Raw genomic sequence first — 23,989 nt, 5'->3', positions numbered from 1 at the left:
AAAATTTCTTTAAGAAATAAAATTAATCTATATAATTAAAAATTATTTTAAAATTACCCTACTTACTCTTCCTTCTCCAAAATAAATTTACATATCCCTCTTCCACGACTTTAGAATTTATAAGATATTTCAAATTCACCAACTCAAGCATATATTTATCGTCTTTATAGGAATCTGAATAGCCTCTTGAACTTGTGTAGTCTATTTCAATTCCCTCTCTTTTCAGCAGATTATTTATATTATCCACTTTAACTTCTTTTTTATTGTTTTCATAGAGGAGTTTGTAATTTAAATCGAGATCTGTTCCAATTATGTAATCAAAGTCATAGACTTCTTTTACATATTTTAAATAATTAGTTGCTGATGCTGAGCAAAGTATTTTCACTGAATCTTCTTCATGTGTTGCAAAAGTTTCTTCGAATTCTTTAAAAACAAATTTTGGCAACAAAAAGTCAACTACAAATTCACGCATCTCATCATCTGTGAAATATTTAAGTATGGAAACCATTGCGTTTTTTGTAATTTTGAAATCTTTTTTTACATTTGATTTAAAGTAAGCTATTATTAAATCTCTTGTGGATTTTCTAATAGGTTTTTTCTTTCTGTAGGCGTATTTCCAAAGCTCTACTATGGACTCGCAGTCCACAACTGTATTGTCAAAGTCATAAAGATAAACTGTTTTTTTCAATTGAGCACCTCTAGCTGATTATATCAAATACAGAGCTTATTTAAAATCTAAATATGATATACTAATCTTGTGATGTTTTATGGAAATTATTATTCATGTTGACATTGATGCCTTTTACGCATCAGTTGAAGAATTAGATGACAAAAGCATAATTGGTAAACCAGTAGTCGTAGGTGGAAAGAGCAATCATGGTGTTGTAACTACGGCTAATTATGTTGCAAGAAAATACGGTATTCACTCAGCAATGCCAATGTATATGGCAAAAAATCTATGCAATCATTTAATTATTAAGCCCATGAGAAGAGCAAGATACTTAGAAAAGTCTCGTGAGGTTTTTGATGTTTTAAAAAGATATTCAAATAAGATTGAAAAAGTTTCAATTGATGAGTCCTATCTTGCAGTTACTGGAATAGATTATGATGAGAGTTTTTTGAAAGTTCTACAAAATGAGGTGCGTGAAAAGACTGGTTTAAATGTCAGCTGTGGCATGAGTTATAATAAATTTTTGGCAAAGCTTGCCAGTGATTGGAACAAGCCCAAGGGGATAAAAATTATAAAAGAATCTGATATTCCTGATATTCTACTTCCCCTTGATATTAAAAAGATTCACGGAATTGGCAGAAAGTCTGAAGCAAAGTTAAGAAATATTGGAATAAATACTGTGGCAGATTTATATGAACTTCCGCTGGATTTTCTAATGGGAATGTTTAAAAAATCAGGAGAAGAAATTTACAACAGGATTCGCGGAATTGACAAGAGAGAGGTCACACCAGAAACTATTCGAAAAAGCCTAGGCACTGAATCTACTTTTGAGATTACAAGTTCTAGAAAAATTTTAGAAAATTATTTAAAAGATTTTGCGGAAGAAATTTCTGAAGATTTAATAATAAAGGAAATTGCCGGCTATACTTTGACTTTGAAGATGAAAGATGAAAATTTCAAAGTTAAGACCAGGTCAAAGACTTATGAGCTCGCAGTTTTTGAAGAAGATGATATATATGAAAAGGCAATTGAAATTTTTGAAGATTCTTATGAAGGCTCAAAGCTTAGACTAATTGGTCTAACTGTTTCAAATTTGACAGATTTAAACAAGAGACAACTTTCATTTTTTTAGGGGGAAGAAAATTTATGGAAAATATTGAAAGTGTAAAAAAATTATTTGAAAGCAATGAATTTACAAAATATTCTTCAATGGAATTTGTAAACTTAGTTGGAGATGACTTGGTTTTAAAAATGGTTCCAGGCTCTCATCAAAAGAATATTTACGGAATGATTCACGGTGGCGAACTTTTTTCCCTTCTTGACACTGCATCGGGACTTCTCTGTTTTATAGAAGGAATGAAAGTTGTAACGCTTAATTCAAGCATTAGTTTTATATCAAATGTACCAGTGGGAGAAGAAATTTTCTCGAAGACGAAGATGATACACAAAGGTAGAAAAACAGCAATAGTAGAAGCAACAGCTTACACAAGTTATAATAAAATTCTTGCCAAGGGGACTTTCACTTTTTACAATACTGGAGAAGTTGAAGAAAATATTTTTGATTAGGGGAATTTATGAATAATAAGGGAACAGCTAGTTTAGAGACAGACAGACTTATTTTAAGAAAGTTTGAAGAAAGAGATATTGAATTTGCTTATAAGAACTGGATGAGCGATGAAAAAGTTACTGAATTTTTAACTTGGAAGGCTCATAAAAATCTAGATGAGAGCAAAGATGTAATAAATTCGTGGATAAATAATTATGCTGAGAAAAATTTCTATCAATGGGCAATTGAGTTTAAAGAGATTGGAGAAGTTATTGGAACAATTTCTGTGGGAAGTTTAGATGAGAGAATAGACAAGGTCCACATGGGTTATTGCATCGGTAGAAATTTTTGGAATATGGGAATTGTCACAGAAGCCTTTAGAGAAGTTATTAGGTTTTTCTTTGAGGAAGTCGGTGTTAATAGAATTGAATCGCAGTTTGATCCAAATAACCCTGCCTCAGGAAGAGTTATGGAAAAATGTGGTTTGAAATTTGAGGGAAAACTTTTGGCAAATGACTTTAACAACAGAGGAATTGTGGATGCCAATGTTTATGGACTTATAAAAATTGATTATGAAAAAGAAAAATTGTAGACATGATGCCTACAATTTTTTAATTTCTAGTTAATAAAAAATTACCCACTAATGCTGTTTTAAAAGTATCGTAGAAAAGTTTATCATCTTCAAAAAATATTCCCATTCCATTTTCACTGGATTTTTTATAAATTTCTTTAATATTTTCATACTTTAGACCAAATCCAATTGCGACAAGTGTTGGATTATCTACTTTTAAATCAAGTTTTTTAAGACTTTCTTCCAAGCTTTCAAGTTTTCTCAATTTTTTCTTGCCGCTATCAGTCATTTTTGAAAAGCTTGCTATTAAAAATCCGTAGAGTATTATTGAAAGAATTATACTAATAGCTCCAAAATAATGGCCATTATAAACAGTTACAGCACCTATTAAAAATAAAAATGAAAAAATTACAAAACTTAAAACACTTTTTGAAGTACTTTTCTCACGACTAATAAGTCCGTAGTCTTTCATCCTGCCTTCTAGATAATAAATAAGTTCGTTAAAGGGTTTGTTGTAATCATCAGGAGAAGTTTTTCTTGTATTGTTTAAAGCTCTCGTTGAAATAACTTCGCCATCAGAAAAAGAAAATAAAGTGTCCAGTAATTTTTCTTCGAAATCATCTATTCCGCTATTGTCTATTTTTTTTATTTCATAAGAAGTTTTCATCTCGCCATTTCTTGCCTTATAATCTTTTCTACTAATATCAATTTTATTTCTTGAAAAAAGTGAAACTAAAACTGAAATTATACTGTCGTATATGTAGTTTCCACCCTTATAAAAATAACTTTTTTCGTAATATTTTAAATCAACATCTTTACTATTAGTTAAATTATTCTTTTTTATCAATACTTTCAAATTAAATAGAGAAAGAACAATCATTAAAACATTAGTAATTACAAAGCTTGAAAAGGAAATATTTAAATTCAAATCCATTTTATCACCAATTAAATTATATCATATGTTAAAAATTTTTAATTGGGTATAATTAAAGTAATGAATAGATGGAGGGATGAGATGTACGATATTATTATCATTGGCGGGGGTCCAGCGGGTTTAACTGCAGGTCTTTACGCTGCAAGAAGTAAGAAAAAAACACTTATTATAGAAAAAGGTCTTGAAGGCGGACAAATTGCTGAGACAACTAATGTTGAAAATTATCCAGGAATTGATTGTATAGAAGGTGCTGAACTTGGAAAGAAAATGGCTGAGCAAGCTAAAAAGTTTGGTGCAAAAATTGTAATGGATGAAGTTACTGATGTTGAACTTGATGGCGAAGTTAAAAAAATCAAGGGATATATTGAAGATTATGAAGCAAAAACAGTTATCATTGCCACTGGAGCTAGCCCGAGAGAAATTGGAGCACCTGGCGAAAAGGAATACAAGGGAAGAGGTGTAAGCTACTGTTCTACATGTGATGCAGCTTTTTATGAAGATGAAGATGTATATGTAGTTGGTGGTGGAGACTCTGCTGTTCAAGAGGCAATTTTTATTACTAATTTTGCTAAGAAAGTTTATATAATTCACAGAAGAGATGAACTTAGAGCATCAAAAGATTTACAAGAAAAAGCATTTAACAACGACAAGATTGACTTTATCTGGAATAGCCAGGTTAAAGAAATCAAGGGCGATAAAATTGTAAATGAAATGATTTTAGAAAATACTAAGACTGGTGAAGAAAAATCTATAAAATCAGATTCACCATTTGGAATTTTTGTATTTATCGGATATATTCCACAAACTGATTTATTTAAAGACAAGGTTGAAATCACTGAAGATGGCTATATCAAAACTGATAGCGAAATGAGAACTAATGTCCCTGGAGTATTTGCAGCAGGAGATATCAGACAAAAAACAGTACGCCAAGTAGTAAATGCGGCAGGAGATGGTGCAGTAGCAGCAATGAACGCACAAAAATATATAGACGAAGAAGAAGGAAATCTTTACGAAGGATTTAAAGCATAAGAAAAGCAGGTACTAATACCTGCTTTATTTTTATAAAGAAATCTCCTTAAATCCCTTGCCCAATATCTCAGATGTATCAGACACAGAAACAAAGGCATCGGGATCGTGTTCTCGAATAATTTGTCTCACCTTGACAAGTTGCCTTGAAGAGCAAACTACATAAAGTATGTAGATATTTTTTCTCCTATAAGTAGTAACTCCATTTATAAAAGTGGAGCCACGACCAATTTCCTCGTGAATGCACTCAGCCATTTCTTCGTTATGTTCAGAAATTATAAACACTTGCTTTTGCTTTCCAACGCCAAGTTGAATTTTATCTATAACTGAATAGTTAATATACATAAGTATTAAAGTAAATAGCACCTTGTCAAAGGAATATAAATATCCCAGTGAAGATACAATAAGTAAATTAAATCCCATTAAAACATTGCCAACAGAAATATTAAATTTCTTTTTAAAAATTGCAGCTATTATATCAAGTCCACCAGTTGATGTACCGCTTCTAAATGCAATACCTGCACCAATTCCATTTAACACCCCGCCGTAACAACAAGCAAGGATTGGCTCCTTAGTAAGATGAAATCCTGGTAGTAAATTTTGATAAAAAGAAATAAATAGAGAAAGAAGTAGCACTGAAAGACCTGAGAAGAATGTAAAATCTCTATCTAAAAATATTATACTGAGTATAAAAGTTGGCAAGTTTAGAAAGAATACCAATAGTGGTAAACTAAAACCAGTTAGGTTTGCAATAAGTATTGAAAGACCAGTCATACCACCTGAAATAAGTTCATTAGGCCTAATTATATATACAATGGAAAAACCAACTATTAAATTACAAATAAGTACTGACATTAATTTTCTAAAAAATGTCTTGGAAAAAATCCAGCTTCTTAAATCTAGATTTTTAAAACTCATTAAGCACCTCCTATTAATTATTTTATACCATTATATATCTTTTTCAAATAATTCCAAATTTTAAAATGTATGAAAAGGATGTCAATTAAAATTGTAAAAACAAAAAATAAAAATTGCAAATTTTTTTATTGACTGAAAACTATAATTTTATAACAAAAATTAAATAATTATTTATTAAAACTTACGAAATGAAGATATTTTACTAAAATAAAAACAAAATAAAAATTGATTTTTATAAAATCTAACAATTAGTTAAACTTATAAATCTCTCTTGAAGTAAAAAAATGTCTTTGATATAATAATGACAGATGAAATTGTTATCATAAAAATGGTACATAAGAAAAGGAGAGTGTTTAAGATGACAGATACATTAAATCCATTAGTAGCCGCACAACAAAAGGTAAAGGCTGCTTGTGACAAACTAGGCTGCGATCCAGCAGTATATGAAATTCTAAAAGAACCTGAAAGAGTAATTGAAATCTCTATTCCAGTTAAAATGGACGATGGTTCAGTTAAAACATTTAAAGGTTGGCGTTCAGCTCACTCAACAGCTGTAGGTCCAGCAAAGGGAGGAGTTAGATTCCACCCAGCAGTAAACCTTGACGAAGTTAAAGCTCTTTCACTTTGGATGACTTTCAAAGGTGGAGCACTTGGTCTTCCATACGGTGGAGGAAAAGGTGGTATCGCTGTAGATCCATCAGAATTATCTGATAGAGAATTAGAACAACTTGCAAGAGGTTGGGTAAGAGGACTTTACAAATATCTTGGAGAAAGAATCGACATCCCAGCTCCAGACGTTGGAACTAATGGACAAGTTATGGCTTGGTTTATCGATGAATACATTAAACTTAATGGAGATAGACAAGACATCGGAACATTTACTGGTAAACCAGTTGGTCTTGGCGGATCTGAAGGAAGAAACGAAGCAACAGGATTTGGTGTTGCAGTAGTTGCTAGAGAAGCTGCTAAACGTGAAGGAGTAGACTTTGCTCACGCTAAAATCGCAGTTCAAGGATTCGGAAACGTTGGATCTTTCACTTGTAAAAACATTGAAAGACAAGGCGGAAAAGTTTACGCAGTAGCTGAATGGGACAAAAAAGAAGGAAACTACGCTCTATACAATGAAAATGGATTAGACTTTAAAGACCTTCTAGCATATAAAGAAGAAAACCACACACTTCTAGGATATCCAAATGCAGAAAAAATCTCTTCTGATGATTTCTGGACACATGAATGGGATATCTTAATTCCAGCAGCACTTGAAAATGTAATTACAGGAGAAGTTGCTCAAAAACTTAACTGTAAACTAGTTTGTGAAGCTGCAAATGGTCCTACAACTCCAGAAGGAGATAAGGTTCTTGCTGAAAAAGGAATTCCTCTAACACCAGATATCTTAACTAACTCAGGTGGAGTTTTAGTATCTTATTATGAATGGGTACAAAACCAATACGGAATGTACTGGACAGAAGCTGAAGTTGAAGAAAAACAAGAAGCTGACATGATGAAAGCTATTGAAGGCGTATTCCACGTATGTGATGAATTTGATGTAGTTCCTAGAGAAGGAGTTTACATGTACGCTATTAAATCAATAGACCACGCAATGAAACTTAGAGGATGGTATTAATCCCAAGTTTAAATTAGATTAAAAAAAGCTGCAATTATTGCAGCTTTTTTTGTTTTTTAATTTTTATATTCAGAGTTTGAGAAGAATGAACTTGGAATAAAAGAATAAGCTTTATGAAACTCGGGACTTGTCCTCCTTGTCTCTTTTGTTGTTTCTTTTCTTGCTCTAATTTAGCAAGCTGCCGCGTGTCCTAGAGGGCTGTCCCTTCCTATTAATTTAATATTTTTTCATTATTAAACCTTCATGAAAATTAAATTTTAAAATTTTATAAGGGGCTGTCCTCATATGCTATTTAGATGCTGCCTCTGCCCCTTTGTTTTTCAGCGAGGGCTGTCTGCATATTTTATTGTTTCATTTGCGAGGGCAGCCTTAAAAGTTAAAAGAAAGCTCATTTCCATTATAATTACAAAACAAAAAAACACCTTTAAAGGTGTTTTTTGTATTTATTATTCTACTTCTTCAAAGTCTGATTTTTCAGCTCCACAAAGTGGACAAACCCAATCTTCTGGTAGGTCAGCAAATGCTGTACCAGCTTCTACTCCATTATCTTCGTCGCCTACTTCTGGATCATAAATATATCCACAAAGTGTACATTCATATTTTTTCATTTTAATCTTCCTCCTCTAAAAATTACTTGCATTAGCAAGAGCTATTTTAATTATACCCAATTGAGCCAATATAATAAAGTAAATTTTAAATTTTACTCAAATTACAGCATCATAAGAAAAAATTATCCTGTTAAAAACTTTAATTATTGGGTATTTTAATATTAAGTGGAGTGAGAATTATGAATACTTTATATAATTACAAAGGATTTGTGAATAGTGACTTATCACTAATTAAAACCTTTTTAGATACAGCAATTTCAAAATTAAACCCATATATTATAGATGAAGATAAATTATTTGATATAAAAGTTATACTAAATGAATTAGTAATAAATGGTGCCATGCACGGCAATTGTGAAGATTTAAATAAGAAGGTCTATCTTGATTTGATTTTAAACGAAGACTTTCTAAAAATAATTGTAAAAGATGAAGGAAGAGGTGTAGAGTTTGATACCTCTTTGTATGATTGCACGAAAAAGCACTGTAATGGCAGAGGACTTGTAATAGTTGAAGCTCTTACTGACAAATTAATTTTAAATAATAACGAAGTTATAGCCATAAAATACCTCTAAATTTTATGTTTATTTTACATATCCAAAAAAGCCTTGATATTTCAAGGTTTTTTTATTGCAAATATTTAATATAATAGATAAATTGTTTTTAATAAGTTCAAATAACTGATACAATATCATTGAGGTGTTAATATGATTTCTCTTGAGGGAATTGTGGAGAAAATTATTTTTAGAAATGAAGAAAATGGATATACTGTTGCCCTAATTTCCACAGAAGATGGCGAGGTAATTGTAGTTGGAAGTGCAACTATTTTTAGAACTAGTGCAAGCTACAAATTCAGTGGAGATTTTACATATCATGCAAAATATGGAGAGCAGTTTGCCTTTGATGAGATAAAAGAGCTTGTCCCTGAAACTGAAAGGGGAATAATAAATTATCTATCAAGTGCGATGATTCCTCATATTGGCGAGAAAATGGCAAAGAGAATTGTAGATAAATTTAAAGACGAAACTTTAGATGTCATTGAAAATAGTCCCGAAAGACTTCTTTCCATTACGGGAATTGGTAGGAAGAAGTTCAAAGATATTAAAGAGGCGCTAGACAAGCAATATGCCATGCGAAAAATATTTTTGTATTTTTCAAATTATAATATATCCTCTGCAATAATTTTAAAAATTTATAAAGAGTTTGGCGAAGAGTCAGTAAATATTGTAGAGAAAAACCCCTATGATTTAATTGGAAGAGTGCGAGGTCTTGGATTTAAAAAGGCAGATGAAATCGCAAAAAATTTAGGGTTTGATAAAAATTCTGACGAGAGAAAAATCGCAGCACTTAAATACGCACTTATGCTTGCAACATCAGATGGGCATTCCTATCTTCCAATGGATAAATTAATAAAGGCGACAGAAAAACTTCTAGATATTGAATTTAACGACATTGATGAACTTGCAAGAACTTTAACACTTCAAAAAAATTTCTTTGTTGAGAAAGATGGAGAAGATTACAACTGCTATATAGCAAGATATCTTCAAGCAGAAAATTATGTAGCAGGGAAATTAAACGACTTAAACATTTCCTTTGATGAAGATATTGACATTGATGCAAAAATTTCTGAAATTGAAGAATTTCGAAAGATTAAACTATCAAAATCACAAAGAGATTCTGTAAAAAAATCAATAAATAGAGGAGTTTTTGTAATTACCGGAGGGCCTGGAACTGGTAAGACAACTACATTAAAGGCTATTATAGATATATTTGAATCCATGGATAAAAAAATAAAACTTGCAGCTCCAACAGGTCGTGCTGCAAAGAGAATGAAGGAGCAGACAAGTCGTGATGCCTTTACAATTCACAAACTCCTAGAAATTGGATTTGGTGGAGAAGGCTTTAAAGAAGTTGAAAAACTTGAATGTGACGTGCTAATTGTCGATGAAGTGAGTATGGTGGATATTCTCTTAATGGAGACACTTTTAACTTCAATTGATCCACCCACAAGACTAATACTTGTAGGAGATAAAGATCAACTTCCATCAGTTGGAGCGGGAAATGTACTATCTGATATTTTAAAATCAGGAGTTATAGAATTTGCAAATCTCGAAGAAATTTTCAGACAATCAGAAGAATCAATGATTGTAAAAAATGCTCACTTGATAAATCATGGAAAGATGCCTATTCTAAATCGCGGAGATTTCTTTATGATTTCTGAAAGAGGAGAAAATAAAGGCCTTGAAACTTTAAAAGACTTAGTAAAATCAAGACTTACAAATTATTTTAATGTTGAGGAATCCGATATTCAAGTCTTAACTCCAACAAAAAAGGGAGTTCACGGAACTTTAAATCTTAACAAAGAGCTTCAAGATCACCTAAACAAATCAGAAGAATTTGTAGAAATTGCCGGAAGAAAATTTAAACTTGGCGACAGAGTTATTCAAACGAAAAACAATTACGAACTTGAATCTAAACTCTCATCAGATTGTTACGAAGAGTCTGAAAAGGGAGTATTTAATGGCGATATGGGTTACATCTCAAAAATTGACAAAGAGAATAAAAAATTAACAGTCCTTTTTGACTCAGTTAGAGAAGTTGAATACGAAGCAAGCAATGTGGAGGAGCTATCCCTTGCCTATGCCATGACAATTCACAAGTCACAAGGCTCGGAATTTCCAATTGTAATCATTCCTCTTTACTGGGCGCCACCAATTCTTCTTACGAGAAATTTAATATATACTGCCATTACGAGAGCATCAAAAGCAGTTGTTTTAATAGGTAGAAGCGAATATTTAGTACAAATGATTAATAATAACAAGACAAAGCACAGATATTCCAATTTGTGTAAGAAATTAGAGGTTGCAAGTGCTGTTAAAAAATAATAGATGCCCAATTTGTAAAACTTCAGTGAGTCGCAGTGGACTTTGCGAAAATTGTGAGGAATTAATAATTAAAAATCCGCCCTTTAATTATGACTTCTTAGAAGATGTAGATGATATTATAATTGCTGCGAATTATTTTGGAGTTATGCGAAAACTACTACTGGATTTTAAATTTAAAAACAAGATGGAGTGTGCCGATATAATAGCAGATTTAATGGCAGAAGCTCTATTTTATAAAGGCGGATTTAGTGGAGTAATGACCTTTGTTCCCATGCATAGGGAAAAATTAAAAACAAGAGGATTTAATCATGCTGAGATACTTGCAAAGAAAATCGCTGAAAAAATCGACATAGAATTTGTAGAAGTTTTCAAAAAGACAAGAGCCACAAAAGATCAGCATGGACTTCACAAAGAAGAGAGAGGCAAGAATTTAAAAGATTCCTTCGAAGTGATAAATTACAGAGATGAGATAATTATAGTAGATGACATTATAACAACAGGAAGCACAATTAGTGAACTTGCTCGTGCTAGTAAAAATGCTGGCATTAAAAAAGTGACTGCACTAATTGCAGCCACAAAAATTGCTTAATTTAAAATTCCCTTAAATATTGAGTCTCCTCTTGGCCATTTGTTAAGAGTTGGGAAGTACTTCATTGAATAAAGAGTGGAGTTTACTTCAGCGCCTATAAGAATAATTACAGAAATCAAATAAAGCCAAACTAAGAAAACAATAATACCTCCAAGAGAGCCATAAGTTACGGAATAATTTCCAAAATTAGATACATAAAATCCAAAACCAAGTGATGCAATAATCATTCCAAGAGTTGCAAAAATTGCGCCAGGAATAACTCCCTTAAATGTAATCATATTTTTCTTGCTATTTGATGGAGAAAATTTATATAATAGCACAAAAGTAATAATCATATAAATCACTGGAATTGCATTTTTTGCAATAATCCAAATTGTATCAAATAGAGAATTGTCTATTTCCAAAAAATTCATAATATTTGAATAGATGATTCCACCAAAAATTTGTGTCAAGACTAGTAAAAATATCATGACGATTAGTGCAATTGTGAAAAATAAAGCAGTAAGTCTTAGCACAATAAAATTTCTCTTTTCGTCAAAACCATAAGATTGATTGATGATTTTAATTAGCTTATTAACTGCACCAGATGCAGTAAAAAGACCTGCGATAAAAGAAATAGTCAAAAAACTTCCAGAAGATGAATTATTTAATTCTTTTAAGAAATTAAGTACAATTCTTTGAATATCTGCTGGCAGTACATCCATAAAATTTATGATGTACTCTGGATCTAGAATTCCAGAATAGTTAATAGCATTAACTAAAGAAATTAAAAATGGAAAAATAGATAATACTAAGAAATATGTTAAACTCGCACCGTAGGCGAAAGTATCGTGGTCAGTAATTCGATAAAGAAATTTATCAAAAAATGTAAAAAATTTTTTGTTTTTATTCTTGTCGATAAAATTTTTTAATATTTTCATTGGTCACCTCTCTAATTATTATATAGTATAATTTAAATGAGGACAATGAACTAAAACTATAAAGGATGATAAAATGAAGTACAATATTCTAGTTTGTGATGATGAAAAAGACATCTTAGATGCCATCGCAATATATTTAAAATCAGACAACTACAATGTATACACAGCATTAAATGGAAAAGATGCCTTAGAAATTTTAAATACAGAAGAGATTCACCTTGCAATAATTGATCTCATGATGCCAGAAATGGATGGAATCACCCTTATTATTAAGATGAGGGAAAAGACAAATATTCCAATAATAATCTTGTCTGCAAAGAGCGAACTAACAGATAAAATCATAGGACTTAATGTAGGTGCAGATGATTATATAACTAAGCCTTTTAATGCAGTTGAACTAAACGCAAGGGTAAACTCACTCATTAGAAGATATTTCTCCCTTGGAGCATCTAATATAAATACAGAAAATATTAAAATTGGAAGAATTTCAATAAATGATGAATCAAAAGAAGTAATGGTGGAAGATGAAATAGTAAACCTGACACCTTACGAGTATAAAATTTTGCTGCTTTTTGTGAAAAATCCTGGCAGAGTTTTCTCATCAAATGAAATCTATGAACTTGTTTGGGAAGAAGAAGCGATAAATGTTAGAAAAATTATCTCTGTTCACATATCGCATTTAAGGGATAAAATAGAAATCAACCCGAGAAAACCTGACTTAATAAAATCAGTTTATGGAATGGGATATAAAATCGAGGCAAAATAATGTTTCTTAGAGATTTATTAAAATCACTTCAAGAACTAATGACAAATTTAATTGACAGAGTTTTTGTGGAAAATATAATCTTGACAGCGATAATAATAGGAGAGCTCCTAAGCATTAACAATTATTTTATATTTTCCATAACTGTTTCACTTGTCATAATTCTCGTAAAAATTTATAGAAAGAGATTTTTTGACACAATCTTAACCTACAATTTGTTTAAGTATAAACATTTTGAAAACTTCACAATCTTTGGAACTCTTAATGTGACAATGATTATTCTATACGCATTTTTCTACAGCCTAATTCCAGGCGACATCACACTTTTAAATGTATTATTATTTATGATACTTCGAGCAATTATAACAGTGGAGATGCAGTTTGCACAAAATGTACTTTCCATAGAACTTGTAGAATCAATACTCTATGGCTATGAATTTAACATACCAGAATGTTTTCAAAACGAATATCTTGATGAAATAACAAATCTAATGGAAGACTTTAAAAAACGTGACAGAAAGTTGATGGAAGAAAATCTAAAATCAGAACAGCTTAAAATGGATTTAATCACAAATATTTCCCACGACTTAAAGACACCTCTCACATCAATAATAAATTACTCTGACTTACTGACAACAAAAGAAGAGATGGACGAAGAAGCAAAAGGATTTATAAATGTATTAAATAGAAATTCCACAAGGCTTAAAGAACTGATACAAGATTTAATATTTGCATCAAAGACAAATACCAAAGATATAGAAGTTGAAAGGTCACTGTTTGAAATAAACGAACTAGTACTTCAAATATATTTAGATTACGACAGCCTATTTACAAAAAATAATTTAGATTTTGTCTACGAAAGTGAAAACGATGAAATACTAATTTATACAGATGTAAATTTATTTGTAAGGATTGTAGAAAATCTGCTTTCAAATGCCGCAAAATATTCAAAAATTGGCACAAAAGTCTACTGCGGAGTTGTAGAAATGGGCGAGAGTGTAGAATTCTATATAAAAAATGAACCAATAGAAAAAATAGAAAATAGCAAAGACCTCTTCCAAGAACTAGTAAAAGCAGATAAATCAAGACATACAGAAGGATCAGGCCTTGGACTTCACATAGTTAGAAATCTAACAGAAATACTTGATGCAAAACTTAAAATCAATAGTGATGAGAAGTTTTTTATCGCAAGGGTAAGATTATCTAAGGATTATGAAGAAATAAGAGAGTAAAAAATTTTAAAGTGAATAGATGAATTATTGACAAAAAATAATTTTTAAAATAAAATAAAAAGAAACCAAAGAAGTTTTTTCATAATGGCAGTTATTAATTTACTGCCATTTTTTTGTTTTTATCAAGGGGTGTAATATGATAGAAAATTTTGGTATTAATAGTTTTAACAAAAAGAAAATGAAGGAATATCTTCCCTACCCAATTTATTTAAAGTGGAAGGATGCTCTAAGAGATGAGAAAAATTTAGACAGAGAGACAGCTGATGCCATAGCTCATGCTATGAAAGACTGGGCTCTTAAAAATGGTGCTACTCATTTTGCTCACTGGTTTTTACCACTAAGTGGTCACACTGCGAAGAAGCACGAGTCTTTTATTTCTAGAACTTCTGACAATGAACCTATCAACAGATTTTCTGGAAAGGAACTTATTAAGGGTGAGCCTGATGCTTCATCTTTTCCAAGTGGCGGCATGAGATCAACTTTTGAAGCTCGTGGTTATACTTATTGGGACTTAACTGCTAATTCTTTTATCATTGGAGATGTGCTTTATATTCCTACAATCTTTATGTCCTACAATGGCGAAAAGCTAGACAAGAGAGGTCCTCTTATTGATTCAACTAAAGCTTTAAGCGAAGAGGGAATTAAGATTGTAAATATGCTTAATAAAGAAACTCATGCTTACAGAATGAGGGTTAAGGTTGGTCTTGAGCAAGAATTTTTCTTAATTGACAAGGAAATTTACAACAAGAGAAGCGACCTTAAAAATATTGGCAGAACTATTGTGGGAGCATCTTCTCCTAAGGGACAAGAGTTATCTGATCACTACTTTGGTCAAATTCCAAGAAGAGTTGATGATTTCTATACTGATGTCAATAAAAAACTTTACGCTTTGGGAATTTATTCTGAAGCTGAACACAATGAAGTTGCTCCAAATCAATTTGAAATGGCAATTTTATTTGAAAATGTAAATGTTGCAATTGATGACAACCAACTCCTTATGAATATTTTAAAGGAAACTGCCCTTGAACACGATATGGTTTGTCTTTTCCACGAAAAGCCTTTTAATGGAGTAAATGGTTCTGGAAAGCACAACAATTATTCCATTACTACAAATTATGGTCTAAATGTATTCGACCCTGGCGATGATCCATATCACAATAATATTTTCTTAATTTTTACCGCTGCTCTTATTGAGGCAGTGGACAAATACCAAACTTTAATTAGACTTCATGCATCTTCAACCTCTAATGATTTTAGACTTGGAGCGGACGAAGCACCTCCAGCTATTGTTTCAGTTTTCCTTGGAAGCGATTTGGAGAAATTATTTAACTCAATTAGAGATGGAGTGGAATATAAAGAAGAAAACAAGAGAGTCTTCGAAGGCTACAATCTTTTAAATGTTCCTAAAGATTCAAGTGACAGAAACAGAACTGCAGCTGTTGCCTTTACTGGAAACAAGTTTGAATTTAGAATGCTTGGTTCTTCAAAAACTGGATCTGATTTAAATATCACTCTTAACTGTGCAATTGCAGATTCTCTTTCAAGAATTTATGAAGAGATAAGAGATTTAGAAAATGATGAAAATAAATTACGTGAAAAAATCATAGAAATTGTAAAAGATATAATGAATAATCACGGCAGAGTAATTTGTGATGGAGATAATTATTCTGATGAGTGGAAAGTTGAAGCAGAAAAGCGTGGTCTTCCAAATCACAAGACTTATTTTGATGCTCTAAAGGCTTTAAAAGATTTTGATTACAGCGATATTTTCTTAAAGAGAAATATTTACACTGAAAAGGAATTAAAGGCAAGCTATGATGTTTATCTTGAAGAAGTTGTAATCTACCACACCCTTGAGGCTAAGACTCTTGTAGATATGATTGAAAAAGACATCACACCTGCTGGTATTAAAGAGATGAGAGACTTATCAAAAGTACTTTCCTTTAAAAATAATAAAGCCCTTAGCACAAAATATGATAGAATAGAAAATAGAGTTGAAAAGCTAATGGCGGAAGAAGAAAACCTTAAGACACTTTTAAGCCACGCTAGTGAAATCAAAGAACTTCAAAAAAGAGCGGAATATGTTGAAAAAAATATAAAGACAAAGTTATTAGAAATTAGAAAAGTGGCAGATGATATGGAAACTATGATTTCAAGGGATAATTTAAATCTGCCAACTTATGAGGACATTTTTAATTCGTTAAATTAGGAGGAATTATGACTAAATTTATATTTGTTACTGGTGGAGTTGTATCAGGAATTGGCAAGGGGATTTCTGCAGCTAGCATTGGTAGACTTTTAAAAGAGAGGGGACTTTCTGTATTTATGCAAAAGTTCGACCCTTATCTTAATGTTGACCCAGGAACAATGAGTCCTTATCAACATGGAGAAGTTTTTGTAACTAAGGATGGTGCAGAAACTGACCTAGACCTTGGACATTATGAAAGATTTATCGATGAAGAGCTTACTAAAAGAGCATCAATTACAACAGGCAAGGTTTATTCAAGGGTAATTGCAAAGGAAAGACGTGGCGATTACAATGGTGCTACTGTTCAAGTTATCCCTCATGTTACTAATGAAATAAAAAATGCAGTTTATAAAGCTGCCAAAGAATCTGGTGCAGATATTGTAATCACTGAAATCGGCGGTACAGTTGGAGATATCGAGTCACTGCCATTTTTAGAGGCAATTAGACAAATTCACTCAGAAAATGAAAAGTCTGATGTATTATTTGTTCATACAGTTCTTGTGCCAAATATTCCTGGATCAGATGAGCTAAAGACTAAGCCAACTCAACACTCATTTAAGGAACTTATGAGCAATGGTATAAAGACTGATGTAATAATTGTGCGTTCAAATGGAGTTGTAACAAGAGACTTGAGAGAAAAAATTTCTCTATTCTGCGACGTTCCAGTTGAAGCAGTTATCCAATCAACAAATGTAGATTTAATTTATGAAGTGCCACTAGTTTTCCACGAACAAGGACTAGATGATTATATTTTAAAAGAGCTAGAACTTAATAATCAACCAGAATCCAACTATTCATGGAAGAAAATGGTTGAGAGATTTAAAGATATTAAGGGCGAAATTACTATTGGTCTTGTCGGAAAATATGTAAGCCTTCACGATGCCTATCTTTCTGTAACACAAGCACTACAAGATGCGGGATGCGAAAATGGAGTTGATGTAAAGATTAAATGGATTAACTCTGAAGAAATCGAAGAAGATGAGTCGATTTTAGAAGGCTTAAATGGAATTATCGTGCCAGGTGGATTTGGTTCTCGTGGAACTGAAGGCATGATTAAGGCATCAAAATACGCTCGTGAAAACAATGTTCCTTACTTTGGAATATGCTACGGAATGCAAATTGCACTTATTGATATTGCGAGAAATAAACTTGGACTTAAAGGTGCTAACTCAACAGAAATCGACCCAGAAACATCTTATCCAGTGATTGATTTACTTGAAAATCAAAAGACAGTTGAAAATCTTGGAGGAACATTAAGACTTGGAGATTATGACTGCACAATTGACAAAGATTCCTATGTATATTCACTTTACGGCGAAGAAAAAATCAAAGAAAGACATAGACATAGATATGAATTTAACAACAGCTTTAGAGGCGAAATAAGAAAGGCTGGAGTAGTATTTTCTGGAATAAATGAAGACAAGGACTTAGTTGAAATAATAGAACTTAAAGACCATCCTCACTTTGTTGCATGTCAATTCCATCCAGAATTTAAATCAAGACCTACAAAAATTCATCCACTATTTAATGGATTTATAAAAGCGGCTATAAAAAATAAATAAATTTTTGAGAACTATCTAATTTAAGATAGTTCTTTTTTAATCTAAAATTATAATTTATAAACATCAATCTATCTTTAAAATTACCTACAAATAGTGTAAAATAGTCATGAGGAGTTTTAAAGTGGAATATTGGGACGTATATGATAAAAACGGTAAATGGAAAAGAAAAGCAATTAAAAAAGGCACGAGGTTAAGACGAAACGAGTATCATATTATTTCTGAGGGCTGGATTTTAAGAGATGATAATAAATTTATTATTCAGAGGAGATCTCTTAACAAAAAATCCTTTTCAGGGATGTGGTATTGTTCTGCAGGTGGCTCTGTAATCTCAGGCGAGACGCCTAAAGAGGGAATGGTTCGAGAGTTTAAAGAAGAGCTTGGAATTGATATCTCAGAAGAAGAACTTAGACTTAAGAGAATTATCGTTGAAAAAAATACAATATTTCATATTTTTTTAGTTAGAAAAAATATTTCACTTGAAGAGATTACTTTACAAGAGGAAGAGGTTATGGACGCTACTCTTGCAACGAGTGATGAAATAATGCAAATGGTTCAAAGGGGCAGTTTTATTGGACTAAGTTATTATGAAAAATTTTTCAAAAATGTTTTAAATAATCGTCTCAAGTGAGGCGTTTTTTTATAGGAGGAATTATGAAATTATACAATACTTTGACAAGAAAAAAAGAGGAATTTATTCCCATAGAAGAGGGCAAGGTTGGTATTTATAATTGCGGTCCCACAGTTTATAATTTTATCCACGTGGGTAATGCGAGACCTCTTGTAGTTTTTGATACCCTAAGAAGATATTTTAATTACAAGGGAATGGATGTTAAATTTGTAGTAAACTTCACCGATATTGACGATAAGATAATTAACAAGGCAAATGAAGAGAAAGTTTCGACAACTGACATTACTAAAAGATATATCGAAGAATTTAAAAAAGATGCAAATGGTCTTCATTTATATGATTATGAAACTTTAAATCCTAGAGCGACTGAACATATTGATGAGATAATTGATTTTATAAAAACTTTAATTGATAAAGATGCTGCCTATGTAGTTGAAGGAGATGTTTATTTTGACATTTCCAAAGCCAAGGATTATGGCAAGCTATCAAAGAAAAATCTTGAAGATTTAATTTCTGGCCACAGAGTTGATATAAACGACAACAAAAAGAATCCACAAGACTTTGCTCTTTGGAAAAATAAAAAAGAAGGCGAGCCTTTCTGGGAAGCTCCATGGGGCGAAGGTAGACCTGGCTGGCATATTGAATGTTCAGTAATGGCAAAGACTTTAATTGGAGATAATATTGACATTCACACTGGTGGAGAGGATTTACAATTTCCTCATCACGAAAACGAAATTGCTCAATCAGAAACTTGCAACGGAGTTCCTTTTGCAAATTATTGGCTTCACAATGGAATGATTACTGTTGATAATGAAAAGATGAGTAAATCTAAAGGCAATTTTTTCACAGTAAGAGAAGTTTCTGAAGAGTTTGATTTAGAAATACTTAGATTTTTCCTTTTGACAACTCATTACCGCTCACCAATTAACTTTTCTAGAGATGTAATGGAAGCTACTAAAAATTCTCGTGAAAGATTGTATAATGCTAAATACAAGCTTGAAAATGCCATTGAAAAGTCCACTGTTGATTCAATTACAGATGAAGAAAAGGAAATTTTAAAATCCTTTGATGTTCACGTAGAAAAATTTGAAAAATCAATGGAAGATGATTTAAACACAGCTGATGCTATCACTGCAATTTTTGATTTAGTTAAGGACATAAATTTAAAAACTTCTGAAGAAAATTCCAAAGTATTCCTAGAAGAAACATTAGCTATTTTCAAAAAACTTACAAGAGTTTTGGGAATTATGGAAGAAGAAAAGGAAGATTTATCAGAAGATATTGAAAAATTAATCGAAGAAAGAAATGCTGCAAGAAAAGAAAAGAACTTCAAGAGAGCCGATGAAATTAGAGATGAACTAAAGGAAATGGGCATTGAAATTGAAGATACAAGAAGTGGTACAACTTGGAAGAGAATTTAAACTTTTTAGAAATCAAAGAATTTTCAGAATCTGATATAAGGGAGATGTCGCCACTTGCCCTTGCTTACATTGGAGATGCTTGCTTTGAAATTTTAGTGAGAAGTGAGATTTTAGACAAAAAGAAAAATCCAAACAAGCTTCACAGAGAAAGTATTAAATATGTCAGAGCAAAATCTCAAAGAGCTCTATTTGAAAAGATAGAAGATGAAATTACGGAAGAAGAGATGAAAATCTTTAAAAGAGGAAGAAATGCAAAATCACACACAGTTCCTAAAAATGCTGATCCCATAGATTATCGCTACGCAACTGGTGTTGAAGCATTATTTGGTTATTTATATTTATTAAAGAGATACGAAAGAATTAGAGAAATATTTAGGAGGATGGTCCAATGAAGGTAAAAATTATTTCCCACACAATGAATCCAGATAAGACAATTGCCGCATCGGCAAAGCTTTGTTACTCTCCAGTTGGAGTTGAAGAAATTACAGAAAATTTAACTGAGGAGTCTACTGAGAAATTTTTAAATAGACTTATGTCTTTTTCTCACTTATCTCCACTTGAACATGTGAGTTTTACCTTTGCAATTGAGGGAGTTTCAAGAACTCTAACTCATCAATTAGTAAGACATAGACTTGCATCTTATTCACAACAATCACAAAGATATGTAAGACTAAATAGTTTTGAATACATTATTCCACCTGCAATTGAAGAAAATGAAGAGGCGAAAAAAATCTTTATCGAGTCAATGAAAAGAGATCAAGAAGATTACGACAATCTTGTAAAAATCTTAGTAGATGAAAAATCTAAGAAATTAATTGAAGATGGAATGGATCCTGAGAAGGCAAGAAAGTCTGTGGAAAAAGAATCAATTGAAGATGCAAGATATGTATTTCCAAATGCCTGCGAAACTAAAATTGTTGTTACAATGAATGTGAGAACTCTACAACATTTCTTTGAAGTTAGATGCTGCGAGAGGGCTCAGTGGGAAATAAGAGAGCTTGCAACAGAAATGTTAAGACAGGTCCTAGAAATTTCTCCAATTTTATTTAAAGATGCAGGACCAGCATGCGTTGTGGGACCATGCCCTGAAGGCAAGATGACTTGCGGTAAAATAACTGAAGTTAGAAAGAAGTTTGAAGAATTAATATGAAATATATTTACGGAAGAGGGCCTGTAATTGAGGCTCTTAAAAATGAAGAAGTAGAAAAAGTTTATGTGGGCAAAAATGCCACAGGCTCAATTAAAAAAATTATAGGAATGGCAAGGGATTTAAAAGTTCCCGTTGTTACAAGTGACAATGAAAAATTAGAAGAACTTTCTGGGACAAAAAATAACCAAGCAGTTGTGGCTCTTGTATCTGATTTTGAGTACATTGAACTTGAAGATTTAATCAATAAACTTCGAGACAAAAAAGATGCAAAATTATTTATCCTTGATAAAATAGAAGATCCACACAACTTTGGGGCAATTGCAAGAAGTTGTAATTTCTTCGGAGTTGATGGAATAGTTTTTCCAAACAGACGCGCATCAACTGTTAATGACACAGTGGTTAAATCATCTGCTGGGGCAATTTATGATATTGATGTGTGCAAGGTTACAAATATTTCTCAGTCAATAGAAAAATTAAAAGAAGCTGGATTTTGGATTTATGCAACAGACCTTGAAGGTGAGGATATTAGAGAAACTGATTTCTCAGGTAAGGCAGCAATTATTATAGGAAATGAAGGCAAGGGAGTTTCTAAAAACCTAATTAAAAATTCAGACAAGATAATTACTATACCAAATTTTTCAGATTTTGATTCACTCAATGCATCAGTTGCAGCTGCAATTGTCATGTATGAAATTTTTAGATAGGCTTTAGTAGAAATGAGAAGAAAGAGAACTAGATACAAAAGAGGAGTGAATTACCTCTTTGTAGACGGCTACAATATTATTAATTCATGGGACAATTTAATAAAATTGAAAAATATTTCACTTGAAGAGGCAAGAGAAGCCCTAGTTAATGATATGATCGAATTTTCTCATACAACTAAGGAACATATAATTCTCGTTTTTGATGCCTACTTGGTGAAAAAATCTGGCGGAAAGACATATCACAGAGATGGAATAGATATAATTTACACAAAGGAATTTGAAACAGCTGACCACTATATTGAAAGAGAGCTAGATGAGATTGGAAGGCTTACAAATGTACGTGTTGCAACAAGTGACAATGTGGAGCAGCAAATAATTCTCTCCCGCGGTGGCACGAGAATTTCTGCAAGAGAACTTCAAGCTGAAGTAGAGAATTCTAAAAACAAAGTGGAATTAGTTGCAAAGAAACTAAAACAAAATAGAGTTTCGCCCTTTGATGAAAACACCATTACAAGGCTAATTGAACTTAAAAAATCTATTCAGGAAAATGGCGATGGTTAGGAGGTTAACATGAAATGTAGAAATTGCGGAACAGAAAATGACGACAAAGCTCTTTTCTGTATGGACTGTGGTGCGAAATTACAAAATGATGATTTCGACAAAACTTTAAATATTAATAAAGATTATGAATATGATACTGAAAAAATAGTTGAAAATAATTCTTTTAAAGATAATTCAATGGGATTTAAACAAAAAGGGACTATCTTTGCAGTTGTAGTTGTAGGGCTTATTGCATTTTCACTTATTTTTAATTTTGGATTTAATAAATATAAATTATCCAAACTTGAAAGTTCTGCAGTGGCTAACATGGAATCTAAAAACTATGACATTGCAAGAGAAAAGTATAGAGAGCTTTATGAAAAAACTGAAAATAAAAAATACTTAGATGAAATAAATAAAATTGACTCAAGTCTTGAATCGAAAGAAAATCTAGCAAAAGCTACACAAAACTTTGAAAATAGAGCTTATGACAGAGCTTTAGAATATTTAGAAAATATAAACACAGAAGATGTTGAAGTAATTTCTAAAAAGGAGAAACTAAAAGAAAAAATTAACGCAGCAGTTAATTCAGAAATTTCTCTATTAATTGGAAACAATGAGTACGACTCTGCACTAAGTGCAATTGAAGCATATATTGCAGTTGATTCTGAAAATGAAGAATTTAAAAGTTTAAAGGATAAAATAACAACTGACAAAGTAAGTTACGAAGAAAAAGTAAAAAGTGAAGCACAAATTCAGGAACAAAAGGCGAGAGCTGATGAACTTGAAGCACAAGTTGTAAAACTTAAGAAATCAAACGCAGCTAATTTAATAGGAACTTATCAATATGTAACATCAAAAAGAGCAAATGTAAGAAGTGGACCAGGATTTTCCTATGGAGTTTCTTATTCACTTTACAGAGGCGATGCAGTTTATGTATTTGATACAAAGAGTGCCGATGGAAGAACATGGTGCAATATTGGAAATGGTTGGATAAGTTATAGAACATTAAATGGAGAAGCGAAATAAATTAAGGGGCATCATGCCCCTTTTTTGTATTTATTTAGAATTATTGAAGCATGGGACAGTCCTGAAGGACAGTCCCATATTTTAATAATCTCTACAGACATTTATTTAGAGTTCTTCTTCCATTGAATCAAAATTTCCCCAAACTTCTTTTTCGTAAAGTTCTCCAAATTTTGCTTTTTTAAATGAATCTTCTAATTTTGGAATTAAGATTATATTTCCATCATCTTTATATTCTACAAAGTATTCATTATTTACTTCTAATTTTTTTCCATATTTCTCAGGTAGTTTAATAAAATAAGAATCTCCGAGCTTTTCTATTTGCGCTATTAACATACAATCACCTCAATCAATAAAATTTGAGAAGAGTCTAAAAGTCGACACATGTAATAGAACTTTGCAGACTGTCCTTTAGGACTGTCTGCTT

The 23,989-nt window shown here is 31.8% G+C and carries 25 protein-coding genes; 19 read left to right on the top strand and 6 right to left on the bottom strand.

Annotated features, from left to right (window positions below):
* Positions 1-58 precede the first annotated feature (58 nt).
* Entirely contained in the window at positions 59-688 is a 630-nt protein-coding gene (locus tag KQI68_RS00665; protein ID WP_216548029.1) for an HAD family hydrolase, read from the bottom strand.
* 79 nt (positions 689-767) lie between these two features.
* Between KQI68_RS00665 and KQI68_RS00660 the strand changes: the two genes are divergently transcribed.
* From KQI68_RS00660 to KQI68_RS00650, 3 genes are read left to right on the top strand one after another with little or no spacing between them, the layout of a single operon-like run.
* On the top strand, positions 768-1,802 hold the full coding sequence (locus KQI68_RS00660) for a DNA polymerase IV (RefSeq protein WP_216548027.1): 1,035 nt from the start codon (positions 768-770) through the stop codon (positions 1,800-1,802).
* Between the two features lie 14 nt (positions 1,803-1,816).
* Positions 1,817-2,236 (top strand): PaaI family thioesterase, encoded by a 420-nt coding sequence (locus tag KQI68_RS00655; protein WP_216548025.1) that lies wholly within the window; start codon positions 1,817-1,819, stop codon positions 2,234-2,236.
* A gap of 8 nt (positions 2,237-2,244) precedes the next feature.
* Positions 2,245-2,808 (top strand): GNAT family N-acetyltransferase, encoded by a 564-nt coding sequence (locus tag KQI68_RS00650; protein ID WP_216548023.1) that lies wholly within the window; start codon positions 2,245-2,247, stop codon positions 2,806-2,808.
* Between the two features lie 19 nt (positions 2,809-2,827).
* On the opposite strand, the gene KQI68_RS00645 is transcribed toward KQI68_RS00650, so the two are convergent.
* Positions 2,828-3,721 (bottom strand): DUF2207 family protein, encoded by an 894-nt coding sequence (locus KQI68_RS00645; RefSeq protein WP_216548021.1) that lies wholly within the window; start codon positions 3,719-3,721, stop codon positions 2,828-2,830.
* 81 nt (positions 3,722-3,802) lie between these two features.
* Here KQI68_RS00645 and trxB point away from each other — a divergent pair, with 81 nt between their 5' ends.
* The gene (gene trxB, locus KQI68_RS00640) at positions 3,803-4,750 is read left to right on the top strand and encodes a thioredoxin-disulfide reductase (RefSeq protein ID WP_216548019.1); all 948 of its coding nucleotides are present in this window, start codon (positions 3,803-3,805) and stop codon (positions 4,748-4,750) included.
* A gap of 30 nt (positions 4,751-4,780) precedes the next feature.
* Here the strand turns inward: trxB and KQI68_RS00635 are convergent, their stop codons facing one another.
* The gene (locus KQI68_RS00635; protein ID WP_216548017.1) at positions 4,781-5,665 is read right to left on the bottom strand and encodes a YitT family protein; all 885 of its coding nucleotides are present in this window, start codon (positions 5,663-5,665) and stop codon (positions 4,781-4,783) included.
* A gap of 358 nt (positions 5,666-6,023) precedes the next feature.
* Between KQI68_RS00635 and KQI68_RS00630 the strand changes: the two genes are divergently transcribed.
* Entirely contained in the window at positions 6,024-7,289 is a 1,266-nt protein-coding gene (locus tag KQI68_RS00630) for a Glu/Leu/Phe/Val family dehydrogenase (protein ID WP_216548015.1), read from the top strand.
* A gap of 446 nt (positions 7,290-7,735) precedes the next feature.
* Here KQI68_RS00630 and rd read toward each other — a convergent pair whose 3' ends face one another.
* Entirely contained in the window at positions 7,736-7,897 is a 162-nt protein-coding gene (gene rd / locus KQI68_RS00625; RefSeq protein WP_216548013.1) for a rubredoxin, read from the bottom strand.
* Positions 7,898-8,076: 179 nt separating this feature from the next.
* Here rd and KQI68_RS00620 point away from each other — a divergent pair, with 179 nt between their 5' ends.
* The 3 genes from KQI68_RS00620 to KQI68_RS00610 all read left to right on the top strand — a co-directional run bounded on the left by KQI68_RS00620 (position 8,077) and on the right by KQI68_RS00610 (position 11,368).
* Positions 8,077-8,469, top strand: a complete 393-nt coding sequence (locus KQI68_RS00620; RefSeq protein WP_216548012.1) for an ATP-binding protein — start codon at positions 8,077-8,079, stop codon at positions 8,467-8,469.
* 132 nt (positions 8,470-8,601) lie between these two features.
* The gene (recD2, locus tag KQI68_RS00615; protein ID WP_216548010.1) at positions 8,602-10,779 is read left to right on the top strand and encodes an SF1B family DNA helicase RecD2; all 2,178 of its coding nucleotides are present in this window, start codon (positions 8,602-8,604) and stop codon (positions 10,777-10,779) included.
* Complete coding sequence (locus tag KQI68_RS00610; protein WP_216548009.1) at positions 10,763-11,368, top strand: ComF family protein; 606 nt, start codon at positions 10,763-10,765, stop codon at positions 11,366-11,368. Before recD2 ends, KQI68_RS00610 begins: the two co-directional genes overlap by 17 nt.
* On the opposite strand, the gene KQI68_RS00605 is transcribed toward KQI68_RS00610, so the two are convergent.
* Positions 11,365-12,288: a YihY/virulence factor BrkB family protein gene (locus KQI68_RS00605; RefSeq protein ID WP_216548007.1), complete on the bottom strand. Its 924-nt coding sequence runs from the start codon at positions 12,286-12,288 to the stop codon at positions 11,365-11,367. The genes KQI68_RS00610 and KQI68_RS00605 overlap by 4 nt on opposite strands.
* Before the next feature lie 73 nt (positions 12,289-12,361).
* On the opposite strand from KQI68_RS00605, the gene KQI68_RS00600 reads away from it, so the two are divergent.
* The 11 genes from KQI68_RS00600 (at position 12,362) to KQI68_RS00550 (ending at position 23,565) form a co-directional block, all read left to right on the top strand.
* Entirely contained in the window at positions 12,362-13,054 is a 693-nt protein-coding gene (locus KQI68_RS00600; protein ID WP_216548006.1) for a response regulator transcription factor, read from the top strand.
* A complete protein-coding gene (locus KQI68_RS00595; protein ID WP_216548004.1) occupies positions 13,054-14,283 on the top strand; it encodes a sensor histidine kinase in 1,230 nt (409 codons plus the stop codon). Before KQI68_RS00600 ends, KQI68_RS00595 begins: the two co-directional genes overlap by 1 nt.
* Positions 14,284-14,419: 136 nt before the next feature.
* A complete protein-coding gene (locus KQI68_RS00590) occupies positions 14,420-16,492 on the top strand; it encodes a glutamine synthetase III domain-containing protein (protein WP_216548002.1) in 2,073 nt (690 codons plus the stop codon).
* An 8-nt stretch (positions 16,493-16,500) separates the two neighbouring features.
* The gene (gene pyrG / locus KQI68_RS00585) at positions 16,501-18,093 is read left to right on the top strand and encodes a CTP synthase (protein ID WP_216548001.1); all 1,593 of its coding nucleotides are present in this window, start codon (positions 16,501-16,503) and stop codon (positions 18,091-18,093) included.
* 121 nt (positions 18,094-18,214) lie between these two features.
* A complete protein-coding gene (locus KQI68_RS00580; protein ID WP_216548000.1) occupies positions 18,215-18,721 on the top strand; it encodes an NUDIX hydrolase in 507 nt (168 codons plus the stop codon).
* A 23-nt stretch (positions 18,722-18,744) separates the two neighbouring features.
* The gene (cysS, locus tag KQI68_RS00575) at positions 18,745-20,142 is read left to right on the top strand and encodes a cysteine--tRNA ligase (protein WP_216547999.1); all 1,398 of its coding nucleotides are present in this window, start codon (positions 18,745-18,747) and stop codon (positions 20,140-20,142) included.
* Positions 20,127-20,534 carry a Mini-ribonuclease 3 gene (locus KQI68_RS00570; RefSeq protein ID WP_216547997.1) on the top strand — a complete coding sequence of 136 codons (408 nt, stop codon included), beginning with the start codon at positions 20,127-20,129 and terminating at the stop codon, positions 20,532-20,534. Before cysS ends, KQI68_RS00570 begins: the two co-directional genes overlap by 16 nt.
* A complete protein-coding gene (thyX, locus tag KQI68_RS00565) occupies positions 20,531-21,292 on the top strand; it encodes an FAD-dependent thymidylate synthase (RefSeq protein WP_216547995.1) in 762 nt (253 codons plus the stop codon). The genes KQI68_RS00570 and thyX overlap by 4 nt, the downstream gene beginning before the upstream one ends.
* A complete protein-coding gene (rlmB, locus tag KQI68_RS00560; protein WP_216547994.1) occupies positions 21,289-21,996 on the top strand; it encodes a 23S rRNA (guanosine(2251)-2'-O)-methyltransferase RlmB in 708 nt (235 codons plus the stop codon). Before thyX ends, rlmB begins: the two co-directional genes overlap by 4 nt.
* 12 nt (positions 21,997-22,008) lie before the next feature.
* Complete coding sequence (locus tag KQI68_RS00555) at positions 22,009-22,557, top strand: NYN domain-containing protein (RefSeq protein ID WP_216547992.1); 549 nt, start codon at positions 22,009-22,011, stop codon at positions 22,555-22,557.
* Positions 22,558-22,566: 9 nt separating this feature from the next.
* Complete coding sequence (locus KQI68_RS00550) at positions 22,567-23,565, top strand: zinc-ribbon domain-containing protein (RefSeq protein ID WP_216547991.1); 999 nt, start codon at positions 22,567-22,569, stop codon at positions 23,563-23,565.
* A gap of 105 nt (positions 23,566-23,670) precedes the next feature.
* Here the strand turns inward: KQI68_RS00550 and mazE are convergent, their stop codons facing one another.
* Entirely contained in the window at positions 23,671-23,898 is a 228-nt protein-coding gene (gene mazE, locus KQI68_RS00545) for a type II toxin-antitoxin system PemI/MazE family antitoxin (RefSeq protein WP_216547989.1), read from the bottom strand.
* Between the last annotated feature and the right edge of the window lie 91 nt (positions 23,899-23,989).

The sequence above is a fragment of the Peptoniphilus ovalis genome, from assembly GCF_018919265.1.
GTDB lineage: Bacteria > Bacillota > Clostridia > Tissierellales > Peptoniphilaceae > Peptoniphilus_A > Peptoniphilus_A ovalis.
This window is presented reverse-complemented; position numbering and strand designations above follow the sequence as displayed.

Coding starts and splice junctions, on each gene's coding strand:
- mazE (WP_216547989.1), bottom strand. CDS start 23,898: ATGTTAATAGCGCAAATAGAAAAGCTCGGAGATTCTTATTTTATTAAA.
- rd (WP_216548013.1), bottom strand. CDS start 7,897: ATGAAAAAATATGAATGTACACTTTGTGGATATATTTATGATCCAGAA.
- KQI68_RS00645 (WP_216548021.1), bottom strand. CDS start 3,721: ATGGATTTGAATTTAAATATTTCCTTTTCAAGCTTTGTAATTACTAAT.
- recD2 (WP_216548010.1), top strand. CDS start 8,602: ATGATTTCTCTTGAGGGAATTGTGGAGAAAATTATTTTTAGAAATGAA.
- KQI68_RS00550 (WP_216547991.1), top strand. CDS start 22,567: ATGAAATGTAGAAATTGCGGAACAGAAAATGACGACAAAGCTCTTTTC.
- KQI68_RS00600 (WP_216548006.1), top strand. CDS start 12,362: ATGAAGTACAATATTCTAGTTTGTGATGATGAAAAAGACATCTTAGAT.
- KQI68_RS00620 (WP_216548012.1), top strand. CDS start 8,077: ATGAATACTTTATATAATTACAAAGGATTTGTGAATAGTGACTTATCA.
- trxB (WP_216548019.1), top strand. CDS start 3,803: ATGTACGATATTATTATCATTGGCGGGGGTCCAGCGGGTTTAACTGCA.
- KQI68_RS00655 (WP_216548025.1), top strand. CDS start 1,817: ATGGAAAATATTGAAAGTGTAAAAAAATTATTTGAAAGCAATGAATTT.
- KQI68_RS00650 (WP_216548023.1), top strand. CDS start 2,245: ATGAATAATAAGGGAACAGCTAGTTTAGAGACAGACAGACTTATTTTA.
- cysS (WP_216547999.1), top strand. CDS start 18,745: ATGAAATTATACAATACTTTGACAAGAAAAAAAGAGGAATTTATTCCC.
- KQI68_RS00635 (WP_216548017.1), bottom strand. CDS start 5,665: ATGAGTTTTAAAAATCTAGATTTAAGAAGCTGGATTTTTTCCAAGACA.
- KQI68_RS00605 (WP_216548007.1), bottom strand. CDS start 12,288: ATGAAAATATTAAAAAATTTTATCGACAAGAATAAAAACAAAAAATTT.
- KQI68_RS00595 (WP_216548004.1), top strand. CDS start 13,054: ATGTTTCTTAGAGATTTATTAAAATCACTTCAAGAACTAATGACAAAT.
- pyrG (WP_216548001.1), top strand. CDS start 16,501: ATGACTAAATTTATATTTGTTACTGGTGGAGTTGTATCAGGAATTGGC.
- KQI68_RS00590 (WP_216548002.1), top strand. CDS start 14,420: ATGATAGAAAATTTTGGTATTAATAGTTTTAACAAAAAGAAAATGAAG.
- KQI68_RS00555 (WP_216547992.1), top strand. CDS start 22,009: ATGAGAAGAAAGAGAACTAGATACAAAAGAGGAGTGAATTACCTCTTT.
- KQI68_RS00660 (WP_216548027.1), top strand. CDS start 768: ATGGAAATTATTATTCATGTTGACATTGATGCCTTTTACGCATCAGTT.
- rlmB (WP_216547994.1), top strand. CDS start 21,289: ATGAAATATATTTACGGAAGAGGGCCTGTAATTGAGGCTCTTAAAAAT.
- KQI68_RS00630 (WP_216548015.1), top strand. CDS start 6,024: ATGACAGATACATTAAATCCATTAGTAGCCGCACAACAAAAGGTAAAG.
- thyX (WP_216547995.1), top strand. CDS start 20,531: ATGAAGGTAAAAATTATTTCCCACACAATGAATCCAGATAAGACAATT.